Origin of the sequence: Pseudomonas sp. RL_15y_Pfl2_60 (assembly GCF_963970595.1) — a bacterium.
Lineage (GTDB): Bacteria > Pseudomonadota > Gammaproteobacteria > Pseudomonadales > Pseudomonadaceae > Aquipseudomonas.
This window is the reverse complement of sequence record NZ_CAXAOE010000007.1, coordinates 172,946-189,053: the sequence shown is the minus strand read 5'-3', so window position 1 is coordinate 189,053 and position 16,108 is coordinate 172,946. Positions and strand designations below refer to the sequence as shown.

The window sequence follows — 16,108 nt, the reverse complement described above, 5'->3', positions numbered from 1 at the left end:
TCAGTTATTAAGAGTCAATTTGCATCGCTACACGTTACTTGGGCAGCTCAGCTTTGACGTTCTCGACGTAGTAGTTCATCGAGGCCAGCTCGGCATTGGTGGCTACGACACCGTCGGCGATTTTGACGGCGCCGCTCTGGTCCTTGATCGGGCCAGTGAACGGATGGAACTCACCGCTCTTGATACTGGCTTCAATTTGCTCGGCTTCAGCTTTGACATCCGCTGGCACCAGGTCGCTGATTGGCAACTGGATGGTGTCGTCATTCAAGCCGCCCCAGTAGTCCTGGGATTTCCAGTTACCATCAATCACCGCCTGGGCTGACTTGATGTAGTGCGGGCCCCAGTTATTGACGATCGAGGTGAGCACCGCTTTCGGGCCAAAGTGCTGCATGTCGGAGGCATAACCCACTGCATACACACCGCGACGCTCAGCTGTCTGGATTGGTGCCGGGCTGTCAGTGTGCTGGAATACCACGTCGACGCCTTGGTCGATCAGTGCGTTGGCCGCGTCCGACTCTTTACCCGGATCGAACCAGGAATTGACCCACACCACTTTGATTTCAGTGCCCGGGTTGTACTTGTCGAGCGCCAGTTGAATCGAGTTGATATCGCGGATCACTTCTGGAATCGGGAAGGAGGCGATATAACCGATTTTCTTGGTCTTGGTCATCTTCGCGGCGAGGTAGCCCCCGACATAACGACCTTCGTACGAGCGCGACAAATAGGTGCCGAGGTTCTTGGCTTGCTTGTAACCTGTGGCATGCTCAAAGGTTACTTTCGGGAACTGCTTGGCGACTTTCAGCGTTGGGTTCATGTAACCAAACGACGTGGTGAAAATCAGGTCGTAACCACTTTTCGCCATGTTGCGAATCACGCGCTCAGCGTCAGCACCTTCCGGCACGTTTTCGACGAAGCTGGTTTCGATTTTGTCGCCCATCTGCTCGACCATCATTTTGCGGCCTTGCTCATGCTGATAGGTCCAGCCGTGATCGCCGATAGGGCCGATATAGACGAAACCGACCTTCAGCGGGTCAGCTGCGGAGGCGCTCATGGCGGCGCTAAAACTGAGGGCGGCGACGAGGGCACGCAGCAGTGGCTTTTTACTCTTCTTCTGCATAGCGGGTATTGCTCCGTAGGTGAAATTAATTGCGGCTAAGCGCTGAATTCTTGTTGGCGCTAAGTCGGTTGCAAAAAACTGACCAACTAGACAATTACCCGTGCTCAGGCGATTCCTTTGTCCTGAACACACAAAACCCCGTTTTACCGGGGTTCTGTGTTGGTGCAACTAGGCTGACGAAAACCACCTGCGTGCTGCCAAGTGGTGCAAGTGCTTGGTTAGCCTGCAATCAGCTCTTTGGCCGCTTGGCGGTGATCGGCAATCAATTGAGCCACATCAAGGCCCTCGATTTGACCGTCAATCACCCGCCACTGGCCGCCAATCATCATCCGGTCAGCACGGTCCGCGCCGCACAGCAGTAACGCTGAGATCGGGTCATGGCTGCCGGAGAAGCGCAGTTCATCGAGCTTGAAGAACGCCAGATCCGCCTGTTTGCCCACGGCCAGTTCGCCAATGTCAGTGCGCCCAAGCAAGCGCGCCGAGCCTTTGCTGGCCCAGCCGAGCGCTAGTTCGGGGGTGATCTTTTCTGCGCCGTAGCGCAGGCGCTGGATGTACAGCGCCTGACGGGCTTCGAGGATCATGTTCGAGGCATCATTAGACGCCGAGCCATCAACGCCCAGGCCGATTGGCGCGCCTGCCGCTTCCAGGTCGATCGTCGGGCAGATCCCCGAAGCGAGGCGCATATTGGAGCTTGGGCAGTGGCAAATACCGGTGCCGGCCTGGCCCAGGCGTTCGATCTCATCCGGGTTGAAATGGATACCATGGGCCAGCCAGGTGCGCGAGCTGAGCCAGCCAACACTGTCGAGGTAGTCAACGGTGCGCAGGCCAAAGCGCTGCAGGCAGAAGTCTTCTTCATCCAGGGTTTCGGCCAAATGGGTGTGCAGGCGTACATCCATCTTTTCAGCCATGTCAGCGCTTTCACGCATGATTTCCTGGGTCACCGAGAAGGGCGAGCAGGGCGCCAGGGCGATCTGGATTTGCGCGCCATCGCCACGCTCGTGATATTTGTTGATCAGTCGCAGGCTGTCTTCCAGGATGACCTGGCCTTGCTGCACGGTTTGCTGCGGCGGCAGGCCGCCATCGGCTTCGCCCAGGCTCATGGAACCCCGGGTGAGCATGGCGCGCATGCCCAACTCGCGAACAGCCTCGACTTGCACGTCAATCGCGTTTTCCAGCCCGCCCGGAAACAGGTAATGATGGTCGGCGGCAGTGCTACAACCGGACAACAACAGTTCGGCCAGCGCGACTTTACTGGCCAGTGCGAGTTTTTCCGGGGTCAGTCGAGCCCATACCGGATACAGGGTCTTCAGCCAGGGGAACAGCGGCTGGTTGACCACTGGGCCCCATGCGCGGGTAAGTGTCTGGTAGAAGTGGTGATGGGTGTTGATCAGCCCCGGCAGCACCACGTGCTCACGCGCGTCGAAGACCGCATAACCAGGTTTGGCAGGCTGCTGGCCTGCGCCGAGAATTTCGCTGATGACGCCATGTTCGACAACAATACCGCCCGAGGCATCAAGGCCGTTGGCAGTGAACGTGGCGAGCGGGGTTTTGATCCAGATATGAGAATTAGGCACCTTGCAGGCCCTCTGAGTTGATTTCAGGTAGCCAGCTCAGTGTTAACCCTGTCTGCTGATCCAGGTGCGCCGCAAGGGGTTGCGACAGGTGCTTACGATAACCGTCAACGCGCTCTTGATCAACAACACCGCGCTGAGGCTCACCGGTCTTGGTAACCGGGCCGGTGTATTACCAGGGAATTGCCTGGCCTTGGTAGTCAACGAAATGATGACCGCCTTTGCCAGCAAAGCGCTGTACTTGAGCGGCTAATCCTGCGCAGCTGGTTTCAACCTCGATCTCGGCATTCGGTCCGCCCATCTCTGTTCTGACCCAGCCCGGATGCAGTGAAAGTACGGTCGGGCGCGGCTCAGGCAGCGAACATACAAAGCTGTTGGTCAAGGAGTTGAGCGCCGCCTTGCTGGCCTTGTACAGCGCCAGGTTGTTGCCTTCGGGGTTGGTGACGCTGCCCAGCACCGAGCTCATAAACGCCAGCACACCAGTGGTTGGGCGAAGCTGATCGACCAGTTTTTCGGCCAAGCGAATCGGCGCGCTGACATTGGTCATAAACAGCTGGCCCAATTCTGCCTGCGTCGCAGCGGCGGCCGACTGATGCTCGGGGCCCAGCACGCCTGCGTTGACGAAGATCAGGTCGAACACCTGGCCGCGAAGCTGTTCGGCCAGTGCATCCAATGATTCGCTATCGTCGATATCCAGGGTTTCAATCTGTATCCCGTGCAGCGCTTTTAGTTCATCCGCCCGTTGTGGGGCGCGCACTGTTGCCGTGACTTGCCAGCCTGACTGGTTGAATTGCTTCACCAGGCCAAGGCCCAGGCCGCGTGAGGCGCCGATGATTAATGCGGTATTTTGCCCGGTCATGAAATGCTCCTGAGTCAACGAGGTCTGGATATTGTGCATGATCTGGCTTGAGCAACCATCAGGCAATAAAAAACGCCCCGAATCTTCGGGGCGTTTTGTTGTTGCTGATTGGGTTAAGGTTCAGAAATCTTGAACCAGAAACCGAAGGTGTCGAGGTTGCTCAGCATATCTTTGAACTTGGCCGCATCGCCGTCGATTTTCACGTCGCCGCTTTCAGTCAAGTTACCCATTTTCAACTTACCCAAGGCAATGTTATCGAGCACACTGCGATTGAGGGTGACAGAACCGTCAACTTTTTCGCCGACTTTGTCTTTGTTGTAGTTGAGCACCCCATTTTTCACCGTCAACAGAAACTTCTCTTTGGTGTCGGGAAATTCAAGGTTATAGGCATAGCTCTTATCGCCGACCTTGGGACCATTGAGGTGAATGGCCAGGAAGTCGAGGAACATTTCAGTGGTCATGCCACGAATGATGTCAGGCGAGCTGGTGTTCGGTGTCGTCATCTCCTTTACGCCGTTACGCAGTTCCTGGGCGCCGCTGAGGTAGAAGTTACGTGCCGGGCCAGATTCAGCCTGATAACCCATTTGCTCCAGTGCATCGGCCTCAAGATCACGGGCTGCCTGGTTTTTCGGGTCAGCAAACACCAACTTGTTCGATACGGTTGCCGACCAGCGGTAATCGCCTTTGGCATATGCATCCTTAGCGGTTGCCAGCATCTTGTCAGCGCCGACCATCTGAACATATTTCTTGGCTTCCTCTACCGGCGGCAGCGGGTCGAAGTTGGCTGGATTGCCGTCCCAGAAACCAAGGTATAGCTGATAAGTTGCGCGTACGTTGTGCTTGAGGTCGCCGTAGTAACCGCGGTTGTAGAATTCTTTGGCCAGGCTGTCTGGCAGGACGAACTCCTCCGCAATTTCGTGCATGGTCATGCCTTGGTTGGCCATGCGCAGGGTTTGATCGTTGATGTATTTATACAGGTCGCGTTGTTTTTCCAGGTGTTCGACAACCCTGTCCTTGCCCCATTGTGGCCAATGGTGACTCCCAAAGGAGACCTCGGCTTTGTCGCCCCACATGTTGATAGTTTCATTCAAGACGCTGGACCACTTTTGTGCGCTACGTACCTTGGCGCCGCGCAGTGTGAGGATGTTGTGTAGGGTGTGGTTGGCGTCCTCGGCCAAATCCAGCGCTTTAAACTGCGGGAAGTAGAACAGCATCTCGGCAGGCGCTTCAGTGCCTGGCGCCATCTGGAACTCAACGTCGATACCGTCGACGGTCAACTTCTCGCCAGTCTTGCTGATCAGCTTATTCGGTTCAATCAGGGTGATGTCACCCGCGGCGGTGGTAATGCCCAAGCCACCACCGACGTTGCCTTGTGGGTTTTTCGGCAGCAGGTTGCCGTACATGTACGACGCGCGGCGGCTCATGGCTGTACCGGCAAACACGTTCTCGCTCACGGCTTCTTCCATAAAGCCTTCTGGCACTATCAGTGGGACCTTGCCGGATTTCACGTCAGCTTCGTCAACGACCGAGCGCAAGCCCGCGAAGTGGTCAACGTGCGAGTGGGTGATGATCACCGCAGAAACAGGCAGCTTCTCAACTTTCTCGTTGATCAGGTCCAGAGCGGCCTTGGCGGTTTCGTCGGAGGTCAGTGGATCGATCACAATCCAGCCGGTCTTGCCGCGAATGAAGGTCATGTTCGCCAGGTCGATATTGCGCACCTGGTAGATGCCATCGACCACTTTAAACAAGCCGCGAATCGCCAGAAGCTGGGACTGACGCCACAGGCTTGGGTTTACAGTTGAAGGTGTGTCGCCTGCTTTTTTGAGGAAGTCATATTGGCCAAGGTCGATAACCGTATTGCCGTCTTTGTTTTTAATGACCGAGCTTGGCAGATCGGCGATGAAGCCGCGCTTTGCGTCTTCGAAATCTTGTTTGTTGGTGAAGGGCAAATAGTTTGCAATGGCGTCGTTGGCTTTTTTGGTCGCATCGGTTGCTTCATTGGGCGCGGCGAAAGCGCTGGTGGCAATGACGGCGCCGGAAATCACGGCAATAGTTAAACGTCTTGAAACAAATGCAAGCATGTGTACGACTCCTTGATATCCATAATTTCAATGACCACTGAGGGTCATATCTGTTGGAGACAGCATATTTAGAACTTGCACCTAGGCTGCTTTTACCTATGCGCACTCTAAGACTTGAATGCGTTTGCCCTGCATAATTGCGCGTGGGAAATCACTCTTGAGTAAGTCTCTAACTACAGTAGTCCAAGACATTTGGTGCAACTGTATCCAAAGTGACAATTTGTAAAAAAGGCGAAGAAATGGAGTTTCTTGAGGCAGCGCAAACACTGCAAGAGAACGGTTGGCTGTCGCACACGCCAGTGGCTTTTCAGGATGCAGTGTTAAGTCGTGCGACCTTTCATCACTACAGGGCGGGCGAGGTTATTTTGCGCTGCGCACAACCGGGCAATGCTATCGTCGGCCTTGCTCAGGGCTGTCTTGCTTGTCAGCTGCCGCCGCGAGTCGATGCATCGAGCCTGGTGCATTTGTTTGCGCCGGGCTCATGGACGGGGGAATTGGCTTTTTTCTGCGGCGGCGTGCGTCGGGTCGACACAATTGCCTACACCGACAGTTATTGCATGCGGTTAAGCAAGACCAATCTGGACAAAATCCTTAAGGATGATCCCGGTTACTGGCAGTGGTGCAACCTGCTCACCGCGCTTACCTTTGATGTAACCCTGATGACCCTTGATGCGCTGACCACCTTTGATGCCACCGCGCGAATCGCAAAAACCTTAAAGCGGCTGGCGATCATTAGCGAGAAAACCTCGCTTGCGAAAACCTCACAGGCTGATATCGGTGCGATGGCCGGGCTATCACGCAAGGGTGCCCATGATGCATTGAAGCGCCTGGAGCAAATGGGGGTTGTGCGTTGTGGTTATGGAACCGTTGATATCTTGTGTCTAGACGCACTTGAGCAAGTCATCCAAGGGGTTAAGTCGAAGGCTTGAAGGCTATCTCGTGGTGGCGATTATTATCAGGGCAGACCAAGGCGGTCTGCCCGAGTGGCCATTATCAATGACCGGGCTGCCAGGGTTTGCCCAATGATACTGGCGCGAACAAGCGCGTCTTGATTGGATCACGCGAGAGCAAGACCAAGACCACAATAGTTGCAAGGTAAGGCAACATCGCCAGCAGGTTCGATGGAATCGACAGGCCAACACCTTGGGCGACCAAATGAATGATGCTTGCCAGGCCAAACAGATAAGCCCCAAGCAGCACACGAAATACTCGCCAGCTGGCAAACACCACCAGCGCCAGAGCGATCCAGCCGCGCCCTGCGGTCATATTTTCTGCCCACATAGGCGTGTAGGCGAGCGACAAATAAGCCCCGGCCAGCCCGGCCATTGCACCGCCGAACAGCACGGCCAGGGTGCGCACGCGCAGTACAGGTAAGCCCATGGCGCTGGCGGCATCCGGGTTCTCGCCAACGGCTTGAATGATAAGGCCGACGCGGGTTTTCAGCATCACCCAGGCAACCAATGCAAACAAGACAAATGACAGGTAGATAAGTAGATCCTGAGCGAACAGCATGCGGCCGATCAGCGGGATATCACTTAGAAAGGGAATAATCACCGGTTCAAAGCCGGTGAGCGGTTTACCCACCCAGGCGGCGCCGACAAAGGTCGATAATCCAACGCCGAAGATGGTCAGGGCCAAGCCGGTCGCCACTTGATTGGCGTTAAAACCCAAGGCCACGGCCGCGAACAGCATCGATAAGAGCATGCCCGCCGCCATCGCCAGCACGACCCCAAGCCAAAGGTTGCCGGTGCTGAACGCGATGATAAAACCCATCACCGCGCCAAACAGCATCATGCCTTCCTGACCCAGGTTGAGCACGCCGCTTTTCTCGCAGACCATTTCACCCAATGCGACCAGCAACAGCGGCGTGCCAGTGCGTACCATGGCGAATAAAATGTTGCTCAGTAGATCAATATCCATACAGCTTCCTCACATTCTTCTAACGCATCTGGCCTGGCCAGATGCAGCTGTTCTCAGGCCAAGGCGTTTTGGGTGGCTGTGCGTTTTGTCCATTTCCACTTAAACCGTGGGCGATACAGAATCAGCACATCGCAGGCGAGCAGGAAGAACAGCATCATGCCCTGGAACAATTGGGTAATGGCCTGTGGCAGGTTCATCGCCATCTGCGCGGTTTCGCCACCCAGATACAACAGCGCCATAAGCAGGCTGGCGAAGAGGATGCCCAGTGGATTCAGGCGCCCGAGAAATGCCACTGTGATTGCTGCATAGCCGTACCCGGGCGACACCTGCGGCACCAGTTGACCGATTGGCCCGGCGACTTCGCCAACCCCGGCCAGGCCCGCCAAAGCGCCGCTGACGAGCAGGGCGAACCAGACCAGGCGTTTCTCCCTGAAACCGACAAAACCTGCCGCGCGGCGATCAAGGCCGAGCACCTTGATCTGAAAGCCAAGGAAGCTTTTTTGCAGCAACACCCACACTGCGACCAATGCCAGCAGAGCAAAATACAGTCCTGCATGGATTCGCCCGTCCTCACTGAGCAGTGACAGCCGGCTGAAATCACCAAACATTGCTGACTCTGGGAAGTTGTAGCCTTCGGGGTCTTTTAGCGGGCCGTGGACGCAATAGAGCAACAGGTTGAGGGCGATGTAGTTGAGCATGATGCTGGTGAGGATTTCATTGGCATTGAACTGCGTACGCAGCCATGCCGTGAGTCCTGCCCAGGCCGCACCTGCGGCTACGCCGGCACTGATGACCAGCACCAGCGCCCAGCGGCTTTCCCAGTCGATGATATGTACCGCCACGGCGCTACCGGCCAGGGCACCGAGCAACAACTGGCCTTCGGCGCCGATGTTCCAGATCCGGGCGTGGTAAGCCACGGCCAGCCCCAGCGCACAGAGCAGAATTGGCAAGGCCTTGACCAGTAACTCAGACACGCCATACCAGTCGCTCAGTGGCGCAATCAATAAGGTGTGCAAGGTCAGCAGCGGGTCGTGGCCGAGCACTAAAAACAGTAAGGAGCCACAGAACAAGGTCAATGCAGCCGCCAGCAAGGGAGAAAACCAGAGCATGGCGCGTGATTGCTGGCCGCGAGGTTCAAGGGATAACAACATAAAAACTCCGTCAGCTCAGAACTGCATCAGTGTTGAATTGGCCAGCCATCCAGCGACCGACCTCGACCGGGTTGGTCTCAAGGGTGTTGGCCAGCGCCGACAGTTTGCCGCTGCTGAGCGCGCCAATGCGGTCGCAAATCTGGAACAGTTCATCAAGGTCTTCGGATATCACCAGAATCGCCGCGCCAGCATCACGCAGGGCAATCAGTGCACGATGAATCGCCGTTGCTGCGCCCACATCAACTCCCCAGGTCGGGTGCGCGGCGATCAGCAGTTTGGGGTTTTGCATGATCTCGCGCCCGAGAATGAATTTCTGCAGATTGCCGCCTGACAAGCTCTGCGCAGCAGTGTCAGCATTCGGTGTTTTAACAGCGAAACGGCGGATGATCTCTTCAGCGAACGCCACCACTTTGCTTCGTTTAATCAAGCCCTTACTGACCAAGCCTTGCTGGAAGGCAGTGAGCAAGGCGTTGTCGCTCAGGCTCATATCCGGTACTGCGCCATGCCCGAGGCGCTCGGCTGGCACAAACGCCAGGCCCAGTTGACGACGTGCATCCGGTTTCAAGTGCGCCACCGGTTGACCGGCAAAGTTGATACGCATGGCGTCGCGCTTTGGCAGCGCTTGTTCACCGCTGAGCAGCGCCAGAATCTCATCCTGGCCATTGCCCGCAACACCTGCGATACCAACGATTTCGCCACTGCGCACATTGAGCTGTATATCTTTGAGCGAAGTGCCAAATGGGTCGGGGTTGTGCCAGGACAGTTGGTCGACCTTCAGAAACGGGTTGCCGCCGCTGACTTTCGGATGGCGTGTTTCAAGCCCTTGCGCGTCGCCAACCATTAACCTGGCCAACTCCAAATCTGTGCAGTCTGCCGGAATGCAGTGGCCTGAGACTTTGCCGCCGCGCAAGACAGTCGCACTTTGGCAGAGCGCGCGAACCTCGCCGAGCTTGTGGCTGATAAACAGGATGCTGCAGCCTTCAGTTGCCAGCCTGCGCAAGGTGGTGAATAACTCGTCGGCCTCTTGTGGGGTCAGCACCGAGGTTGGCTCATCGAGAATCAGCAGCTTGATGTCTTGCATCAGGCAACGCACGATTTCGACACGTTGGCGCTCACCAATCGACAAACTGTGCACCAATCGCTCCGGCTCAAGCGGCATGCCATAGCGCTTTGAAACTTCGCGTATCTTCGGCTCCAACTGCTGCGCAGTCCCGGCCTGGCGGCCCATTGCCAAGGCGATGTTCTCGGCAACTGTAAGTGTTTCGAACAGCGAGAAGTGCTGAAACACCATGCCGATTCCAAGGTTGCGCGCCATGGACGGGTCGCGCATGGACAGCGCTTCGCCGTGCCAGTGTATTTCGCCTTCATCGGGCTGGGTAACGCCGTAGATGATTTTCATCAGGGTGCTTTTGCCGGCGCCGTTTTCGCCAAGCAATGCATGGATTTCACCGGCTTGGATGTTTAGATCAATCTGATCATTGGCCACGCAGCCAGGATAACGTTTGGTGATGCCGCGCAATTGCAGGCGCGCAAGTGGGGTTGAGCTAGACATGGGCAGTGACTCAAAAAAACGACTGCCGCTACTAAAGCAAAAACTTAGCCAGTCACTGTAAAAACTTGGCCGACAGGTCAGAAAAGCCTGTCTCAACGATGTCGTCGACCAGGCGCTGTAATGCAGGCTGCTTTATTGCGCCAGTTTGGGGCGGGGTTGTGATTGCTGGGAGCAATTTCAGTGCGTGCAGTGTTACTGCATGACTCGCGCCTGATCGGATATCAGCGCGCTGATGCGCTTCAAGGGGCAACCAGTACTTCACGGCCACGGGTGAGGTCGGCGATGAGCTGGGCGAAGTCGTCGAAGTGCTCGGCATTGATCGCCAGGTCCAAGTCAACGCCTTGTGCTGTGAATGCCTCGTGCTCAATCAACACATCAAACTCGGCAAGCCGTGGCTTGAGGCGCGGCAACTCAGCGAACTGACAATGGCAGCTGCAACGGATGCGTTCGATCAATTGCTGGCGCTCGCCCGCTTGCAAACATTTGTTGGCGCCGCCGCCATAAGCGCGAGATAAACCGCCGGTACCCAGTTGGATGCCACCGTACCAGCGAATAACCAAAACCACGACCTGATCGAACCCCTGGCCTTCGATCGCTGCCAGAATCGGTCGTCCGGCAGTGCCTGTTGGCTCGCCATCGTCATTGAAACGGTATTGCTGGCCAACCTTCCACGCCCAGCAGTTATGGGTGGCGTTGCTGTCACTGAACTGGTCAATAAATGCCTGGGCGGCTGCCGGGCTGTCCGCATGCCCGGCCAGGGTGATAAAGCGGCTTTTGCGTATCTCTTCGTGAAACTGACAGGGGCTGGCGAGGGTATAAGGCATCAGACCGTTGGCGGCGTTAGCCCGCAACCTTTGAGGATGATGTGGATCAGGTTATTGGTTGCCTCTTCGAAGTCTTGCTTGGTCAGGCGCGAGCGACCGCTTACCCGGCAAATCTGCGCGGCAAAGTCTGCGTAGTGCTGGGTGCTGCTCCACAGCAGGAAAATCAAATGGGTGGAGTCCACCTGATCGATCTTGCCGGCTGCAATCCAGGCATCGAATACTGCCGCACGGCCACGGAACCAGGTGAGGTAGTCTTCATTGAAGTATTCATTGAGGCACTCGCCACCGCTGATCACTTCAATTGCAAAGATGCGCGAGGCTTTTGGCTGGCGCCGTGAGAATTCCATCTTCGCCCGAATGTAGCGGCTCAAGGATTCTGCAGGGTCATCTTCAACTGTCAGGTTGTTAAAGGTGCTGTCCCAAAGCTCGATAATATTGCTCAGAACCGCAAGGTAAAGCCCAAGTTTATTGGTGAAGTAATAGTGCAGATTGGCTTTGGGCAGCCCCACATTTTGCGCAATGGTGTTCATGCTGGTGCCTTTGAAACCATGGCGGGCAAACTCTTCTTCCGCCGCACGTAGAATGGCTTCTTCATTTTTCTGGCGGATGCGCCCTGCAGGTTTACCGCTGTTGTTGGCGCTATGGGCTGGCACTTCGAGAGTCATGAGCAGTTCCGATTCATTCTGTTAGCTGGGCGAGTGAACAGATACCCGAGTGGCGCCTAGGTGACAAGCTCGGCAGGTAAAAAAATACAACGGTGTCATTATCACCACAAATTTGCACGGCTCTGGTGCGTATTTTTCGACGGTGCGCAATCTTGAGGCTTCTGGCTGCCAGAATCTTCTAGTCCAATTTATCCGAAGGCTCTGCAACGCCACTTTGTTGATATTGGCACAGCCTCTGCAAGACCTTGCGTGAGTAGAAGCGGTCAGTGTCGGCAACGACGCGGGACATTGCTCTTGTAACCACCCCGGTTACACACCCGGTATTTGGGTGCTTGATTCTGGCTTTGAGCCGAGAACGAGAGAGGTGTCAGCTATGCGCTACTTGCCAGTTTTTCGTTCCCTGTCTTTGTGCAGTTTCAGCCACATGGCGTCTTTGCGCGTGCTGCCTCAATCAGCCCCTACCGGTTTCCCTCGCAGTCAGACTCATACCGAGTTTGGCGCGGCTTTCTATGTGTCTTCCCCTTGGGAGAGTTTTGCCATGAAATCACGCAGTGCTTTGGGTTCTACCGCTTCGTTACTCCGTTGCTTGCTGCCGGTCGCGCTGCTAGGCGCCAGCATTGCCGCTCCTGTGGCACAGGCCAATGACAAAATCGTCTTGCTGACATCCTGGTATGCCCAGGCTGAGCATGGCGGCTTTTATCAGGCTGTCGCCAAGGACATTTATGCCCAGAACGGTCTCGATGTGACCATTAAAATGGGCGGGCCACAGGTCAATGGTATGCAGCTTTTGCTCAATAAACAGGCTGATGTCATCGTCAATTACGACCTGCAAGTGCTCAAGAGTGTCGAGCAAGGCATGCCGGTTGTGGCTATCGCAGCGCCATTTCAGGGCGACCCGCAGGGCATGCTGACCCATGACGATGTTACGGGGCTTGATGGGCTTGAAGGCAAAACCGTGCTGGTTTCAACCTCTGGGCAAACCACCTGGTGGCCGTGGTTGAAAGGCCAATATGGGTTAAGCGATGCCCAGGCACGGCCTTATACCTTCAACCTGCAACCGTTTTTCAACAACCCCAATGCGGTGCAGCAGGCATACGCCAGTTCCGAGTTGTTTCAAGCCACCAAGGCGGGAAAAAATCCAAAGTTCTTCCTGTTCGCTGATGCCGGTTATCCACCTTATGGCTCGACCTTGGTCACCCGTGAAGATGTGATTGCCCAACGCCCTGAAGTGCTCAAACGCTTTGTCGCGGCCACCATGCAAGGCTGGAAAAGCTACCTGGCCGACCCCGCACCGGGCAATGCGCTGATCAAAAAAGACAACCCGAGCATGGACGATGAACTGCTCGCCTGGGGCGTCAGCAAACTCAAGGAGCTGAAGCTGGTTGAGGGCGGCGATGCAGCCACCTTGGGCATCGGCGTGATGACCGATGCACGTTGGCAGGCGACCCGCGATTTCATGGTCAAAAGCGAGCTGCTCAAAGCTGGCACCGACTGGAAAAAGGCCTACAGCACTGAGTTTGTTCGTGACCTGAGCGTACTGCCGCAGGCCAACGATACCGCCGCACGCTGATCCCTATTACCGCGCTGCCAGCAACGTATTGGCAGCCTGTAGAACCGAATTAGAGGAATGCTCCATGTTAGTGACTCAACAACCTGTATTGCGTCGTTTCTGGTATGCGCTGATGCCTGTCAGCCAACTGGCCGAGGGCCCGCAGCCGTTCACTTTGTTAGGTGAACGCTTGGTTATATTCATGGGCAAACAAGGCCCGGTTGCGCTGGCTGATCGCTGCTGCCACCGCACTGCGCAGTTGTCCAAAGGCTGGGTTGAAGATGGCGTTATCGTCTGCGGGTATCACGGCTGGCGCTACGACCAGAGCGGTGCCTGCGTGTGCATTCCGCAACAGGCCGAAGGCGCGCCAATTCCAGCTGGCGCGCGTACTGATGCTTATCATTGCACGGAGAAATATGGCTACGTCTGGGTTTGCCTGGGCGAGCCGCTGCAAGCTATTCCTGTGTTTGAAGAGGATGGCGCCCCTGCTTATCGGCGTATCTTCCAGTTTTACGAAGAGTGGCAAACCAGCCCGCTGCGGTTTATGGAAAACAGCTTCGACAACTCGCATTTTTCCTTCGTACACAAAGCCAACTTCGGCATGATCAACCAGCCGCAGCCGTCGAAATACAATCTCGAACAAACCGAGTGGGGCTTTGAGGCTGAGACAATCGTGCCGATCAATAACCCGCCTGCTGGGCACCGGGTGACGGGCACTGATACGCCAACCACCACGCGGCATTTGTTCAACCGTTGGCATCTACCCTTTGTGCGCCGCTTTGGTTGCACCTATCCCGACAGCGGTATTCACCACATCATCTACAACTGCGCGACGCCGATTGATGACAAGCGGATTCAGTTGGTGCAGTGGTTGTATCGCAACGACAGCGAAGCAGCGATCAGCACTGAAGAACTGATCGCTTGGGATGCGCCCATCACCCGTGAAGACCAAGAGATTCTCGAGGCCACCGACTACGATGCCTGCGTCGATACCCGTCGCCGCGTGGAGTTTCACATGGAGTCTGACCGGCCAGGTTTGATCATGCGCAAAATGCTTTTCGAATTGCTGCAAAAGCACGGTGAAGAAGAGCAATTCCGCCCAGCCGGTACACCGCTATGAACGCAGTGTTGGATGCGGCGGCTGTGGCGCAGAGCAACCTGCACAACCCTGTACATGATGTGCCTGTGTTGTTGGCCAATGGCGTGGAGAAAACCTACGGCAATGGCACACACGCCTTGCAGCGACTCAAGCTGGAAATCGGTCGCGGTGAGTTTGTATCCCTGCTGGGGCCTTCCGGTTGCGGCAAGAGTACCTTGCTGAAAATGTTTGCCGGGCTTGAGCAGCCCTCCGCTGGGCATGTGCGTTGGTGGGGCAAGGGCCAGATCAACCACTTCGCCGCTGAGCAGAAATTGGCAATGGTGTTTCAGGAGGCCACGCTGATGCCCTGGGCAAAAGTGGCCGATAACGTGCGCCTGCCGTTGGACCTGGCCGGCGTCCCGCGTGGGCAAAGCCAGCGGCGAGTGGATGATGCGCTGCAATTGGTCGGTTTGGGGCAGTTTGGTCATGTCTATCCACGAGAGCTCTCTGGCGGCATGCAGATGCGTGCATCCATCGCCCGGGCTCTGGCCACCGAGCCTAATTTGCTGCTGATGGATGAGCCCTTTGGTGCGCTGGATGAGTTCACCCGCAATCGCCTCGACAGCGACTTGCGTCAACTCTGGGCTGCGCGCGACCTGACTGTGGTGTTTGTCACCCACAGTATTTACGAGGCGGTGTATCTATCGTCGCGGGTGGTGGTGATGGGCGCCCGGCCCGGCCGGGTGATTGCTGATGTGGCGATCAACGGGCCGCAGCAGCGTGATGAGGCCTATCGCACCTCCGCCGAATTTATCCAGCAATGTGCGCAACTCTCGGCCTTATTGGCCGAAGCCAACGCGGAGGGCGGCCATTGAATATTCAATTTGATCAGCCGGTCGAGCGCGAATTGACAGCCTGTGGAGGTGGAAAATGACGACGGCGCATGTGCCATTACTGGCCAACCCTGCGGTGCAACGCATCGCCGCCCCATTGCTGGTCGGGGCCGTCTTGCTCGGCATTTGGCAGATGCTGTGTGTCGCCTTGGACGTTCCGGTGTATCTGGTGCCGAGCCCGGCAGACATAGGCCGAACCTTGGTGGCTGATGGGCCTTTGTTGCTCGGGTCGCTGTGGGTAACCCTTAAAATCACTTTGTTGTCATTCTTGCTGGCCGTGGTGCTCGGTGTGCTGGCTGCATTTGTGTTTGTGCAGAGCCGGGTGATCGAGGCCAGCCTGTTTCCCTACGCGATTTTATTGCAGGTCACGCCGGTGGTGGCGATTGCGCCGCTGATCATCATCTGGGTCAGCAACACCACGCTGGCGCTGGTGGTTTGTGCGACGCTGGTGGCGATATTTCCGGTGATCTCAAACACGGTATTGGGGCTGCGCAGTGTTAATCCGGGGCTGCTCAACCTGTTCAAACTGAACCGTGCGAGTCGCTGGCAAACCCTGTTGCGCTTGCGTATTCCCAGCGCGCTGCCGTTCTTCTTTGGCGGCCTGCGCATTGCCAGCGGGCTGGCGCTGATCGGTGCGGTGGTTGCTGAGTTTGTCGCGGGCACTGGTGGTACCGGAGCTGGGCTGGCGTATCAGATCTTGCAGGCTGGGTTTCAGATGAATATTCCACGCCTGTTCGCTGCGCTGGTGCTGATTTCCCTGACCGGGGTGCTGCTGTTTAGTGTGATGGCGGCGCTGGCTCGGGTGAGTCTGGGCCATTGGCACGACAGCGAACAAGGATGACTTGGCT

General features: G+C 56.3%; 14 protein-coding genes. 5 read left to right on the top strand and 9 right to left on the bottom strand.

Translation table 11 applies throughout. The features are described 5' to 3' along the window. Window positions 1-34: 34 nt before the first annotated feature. The 4 genes from AACY26_RS19135 to AACY26_RS19120 all read right to left on the bottom strand — a co-directional run bounded on the left by AACY26_RS19135 (window position 35) and on the right by AACY26_RS19120 (window position 5,628). The gene (locus tag AACY26_RS19135; protein WP_339516373.1) at window positions 35-1,117 is read right to left on the bottom strand and encodes a BMP family ABC transporter substrate-binding protein; all 1,083 of its coding nucleotides are present in this window, start codon (window positions 1,115-1,117) and stop codon (window positions 35-37) included. 218 nt (window positions 1,118-1,335) lie between these two features. Then, entirely contained in the window at window positions 1,336-2,691 is a 1,356-nt protein-coding gene (locus AACY26_RS19130) for an 8-oxoguanine deaminase (protein WP_339516372.1), read from the bottom strand. A gap of 169 nt (window positions 2,692-2,860) precedes the next feature. Continuing rightward, on the bottom strand, window positions 2,861-3,613 hold the full coding sequence (locus AACY26_RS19125; RefSeq protein ID WP_339516371.1) for an SDR family oxidoreductase: 753 nt from the start codon (window positions 3,611-3,613) through the stop codon (window positions 2,861-2,863). Between the two features lie 47 nt (window positions 3,614-3,660). Next, window positions 3,661-5,628, bottom strand: coding sequence for an alkyl/aryl-sulfatase (locus AACY26_RS19120; RefSeq protein ID WP_339516370.1), 1,968 nt, complete (start codon window positions 5,626-5,628; stop codon window positions 3,661-3,663). Between the two features lie 239 nt (window positions 5,629-5,867). On the opposite strand from AACY26_RS19120, the gene AACY26_RS19115 reads away from it, so the two are divergent. Further along, complete coding sequence (locus AACY26_RS19115) at window positions 5,868-6,557, top strand: Crp/Fnr family transcriptional regulator (RefSeq protein WP_339516369.1); 690 nt, start codon at window positions 5,868-5,870, stop codon at window positions 6,555-6,557. A 64-nt stretch (window positions 6,558-6,621) separates the two neighbouring features. Here the strand turns inward: AACY26_RS19115 and AACY26_RS19110 are convergent, their stop codons facing one another. From AACY26_RS19110 to AACY26_RS19090, 5 genes are all read right to left on the bottom strand, one after another. Beyond that, window positions 6,622-7,548: an ABC transporter permease gene (locus AACY26_RS19110; RefSeq protein WP_339516367.1), complete on the bottom strand. Its 927-nt coding sequence runs from the start codon at window positions 7,546-7,548 to the stop codon at window positions 6,622-6,624. A 53-nt stretch (window positions 7,549-7,601) separates the two neighbouring features. Then, window positions 7,602-8,699, bottom strand: a complete 1,098-nt coding sequence (locus tag AACY26_RS19105) for an ABC transporter permease (RefSeq protein WP_339516365.1) — start codon at window positions 8,697-8,699, stop codon at window positions 7,602-7,604. Between the two features lie 10 nt (window positions 8,700-8,709). Then, on the bottom strand, window positions 8,710-10,251 hold the full coding sequence (locus AACY26_RS19100; protein WP_339516363.1) for an ABC transporter ATP-binding protein: 1,542 nt from the start codon (window positions 10,249-10,251) through the stop codon (window positions 8,710-8,712). Between the two features lie 239 nt (window positions 10,252-10,490). After that, entirely contained in the window at window positions 10,491-11,075 is a 585-nt protein-coding gene (locus tag AACY26_RS19095) for an IMPACT family protein (protein WP_339516361.1), read from the bottom strand. After that, window positions 11,075-11,740, bottom strand: a complete 666-nt coding sequence (locus AACY26_RS19090; protein WP_339516359.1) for a TetR/AcrR family transcriptional regulator — start codon at window positions 11,738-11,740, stop codon at window positions 11,075-11,077. The genes AACY26_RS19095 and AACY26_RS19090 overlap by 1 nt, the downstream gene beginning before the upstream one ends. A 538-nt stretch (window positions 11,741-12,278) precedes the next feature. On the opposite strand from AACY26_RS19090, the gene AACY26_RS19085 reads away from it, so the two are divergent. The 4 genes from AACY26_RS19085 to AACY26_RS19070 all read left to right on the top strand — a co-directional run bounded on the left by AACY26_RS19085 (window position 12,279) and on the right by AACY26_RS19070 (window position 16,101). Further along, window positions 12,279-13,310, top strand: coding sequence for an ABC transporter substrate-binding protein (locus tag AACY26_RS19085; protein ID WP_339516358.1), 1,032 nt, complete (start codon window positions 12,279-12,281; stop codon window positions 13,308-13,310). A 64-nt stretch (window positions 13,311-13,374) separates the two neighbouring features. Further along, the gene (locus tag AACY26_RS19080) at window positions 13,375-14,409 is read left to right on the top strand and encodes an aromatic ring-hydroxylating dioxygenase subunit alpha (protein WP_339516357.1); all 1,035 of its coding nucleotides are present in this window, start codon (window positions 13,375-13,377) and stop codon (window positions 14,407-14,409) included. Then, window positions 14,406-15,242, top strand: a complete 837-nt coding sequence (locus AACY26_RS19075; RefSeq protein WP_339516356.1) for an ABC transporter ATP-binding protein — start codon at window positions 14,406-14,408, stop codon at window positions 15,240-15,242. Before AACY26_RS19080 ends, AACY26_RS19075 begins: the two co-directional genes overlap by 4 nt. Before the next feature lie 151 nt (window positions 15,243-15,393). Further along, entirely contained in the window at window positions 15,394-16,101 is a 708-nt protein-coding gene (locus tag AACY26_RS19070) for an ABC transporter permease (protein ID WP_339516640.1), read from the top strand. Window positions 16,102-16,108: the final 7 nt, after the last annotated feature.

Coding starts and splice junctions, on each gene's coding strand:
- AACY26_RS19080 (WP_339516357.1), top strand. CDS start 13,375: ATGTTAGTGACTCAACAACCTGTATTGCGTCGTTTCTGGTATGCGCTG.
- AACY26_RS19095 (WP_339516361.1), bottom strand. CDS start 11,075: ATGCCTTATACCCTCGCCAGCCCCTGTCAGTTTCACGAAGAGATACGC.
- AACY26_RS19120 (WP_339516370.1), bottom strand. CDS start 5,628: ATGCTTGCATTTGTTTCAAGACGTTTAACTATTGCCGTGATTTCCGGC.
- AACY26_RS19085 (WP_339516358.1), top strand. CDS start 12,279: ATGAAATCACGCAGTGCTTTGGGTTCTACCGCTTCGTTACTCCGTTGC.
- AACY26_RS19105 (WP_339516365.1), bottom strand. CDS start 8,699: ATGTTGTTATCCCTTGAACCTCGCGGCCAGCAATCACGCGCCATGCTC.
- AACY26_RS19115 (WP_339516369.1), top strand. CDS start 5,868: ATGGAGTTTCTTGAGGCAGCGCAAACACTGCAAGAGAACGGTTGGCTG.
- AACY26_RS19070 (WP_339516640.1), top strand. CDS start 15,394: ATGCTGTGTGTCGCCTTGGACGTTCCGGTGTATCTGGTGCCGAGCCCG.
- AACY26_RS19135 (WP_339516373.1), bottom strand. CDS start 1,117: ATGCAGAAGAAGAGTAAAAAGCCACTGCTGCGTGCCCTCGTCGCCGCC.
- AACY26_RS19100 (WP_339516363.1), bottom strand. CDS start 10,251: ATGTCTAGCTCAACCCCACTTGCGCGCCTGCAATTGCGCGGCATCACC.
- AACY26_RS19075 (WP_339516356.1), top strand. CDS start 14,406: ATGAACGCAGTGTTGGATGCGGCGGCTGTGGCGCAGAGCAACCTGCAC.
- AACY26_RS19110 (WP_339516367.1), bottom strand. CDS start 7,548: ATGGATATTGATCTACTGAGCAACATTTTATTCGCCATGGTACGCACT.
- AACY26_RS19090 (WP_339516359.1), bottom strand. CDS start 11,740: ATGACTCTCGAAGTGCCAGCCCATAGCGCCAACAACAGCGGTAAACCT.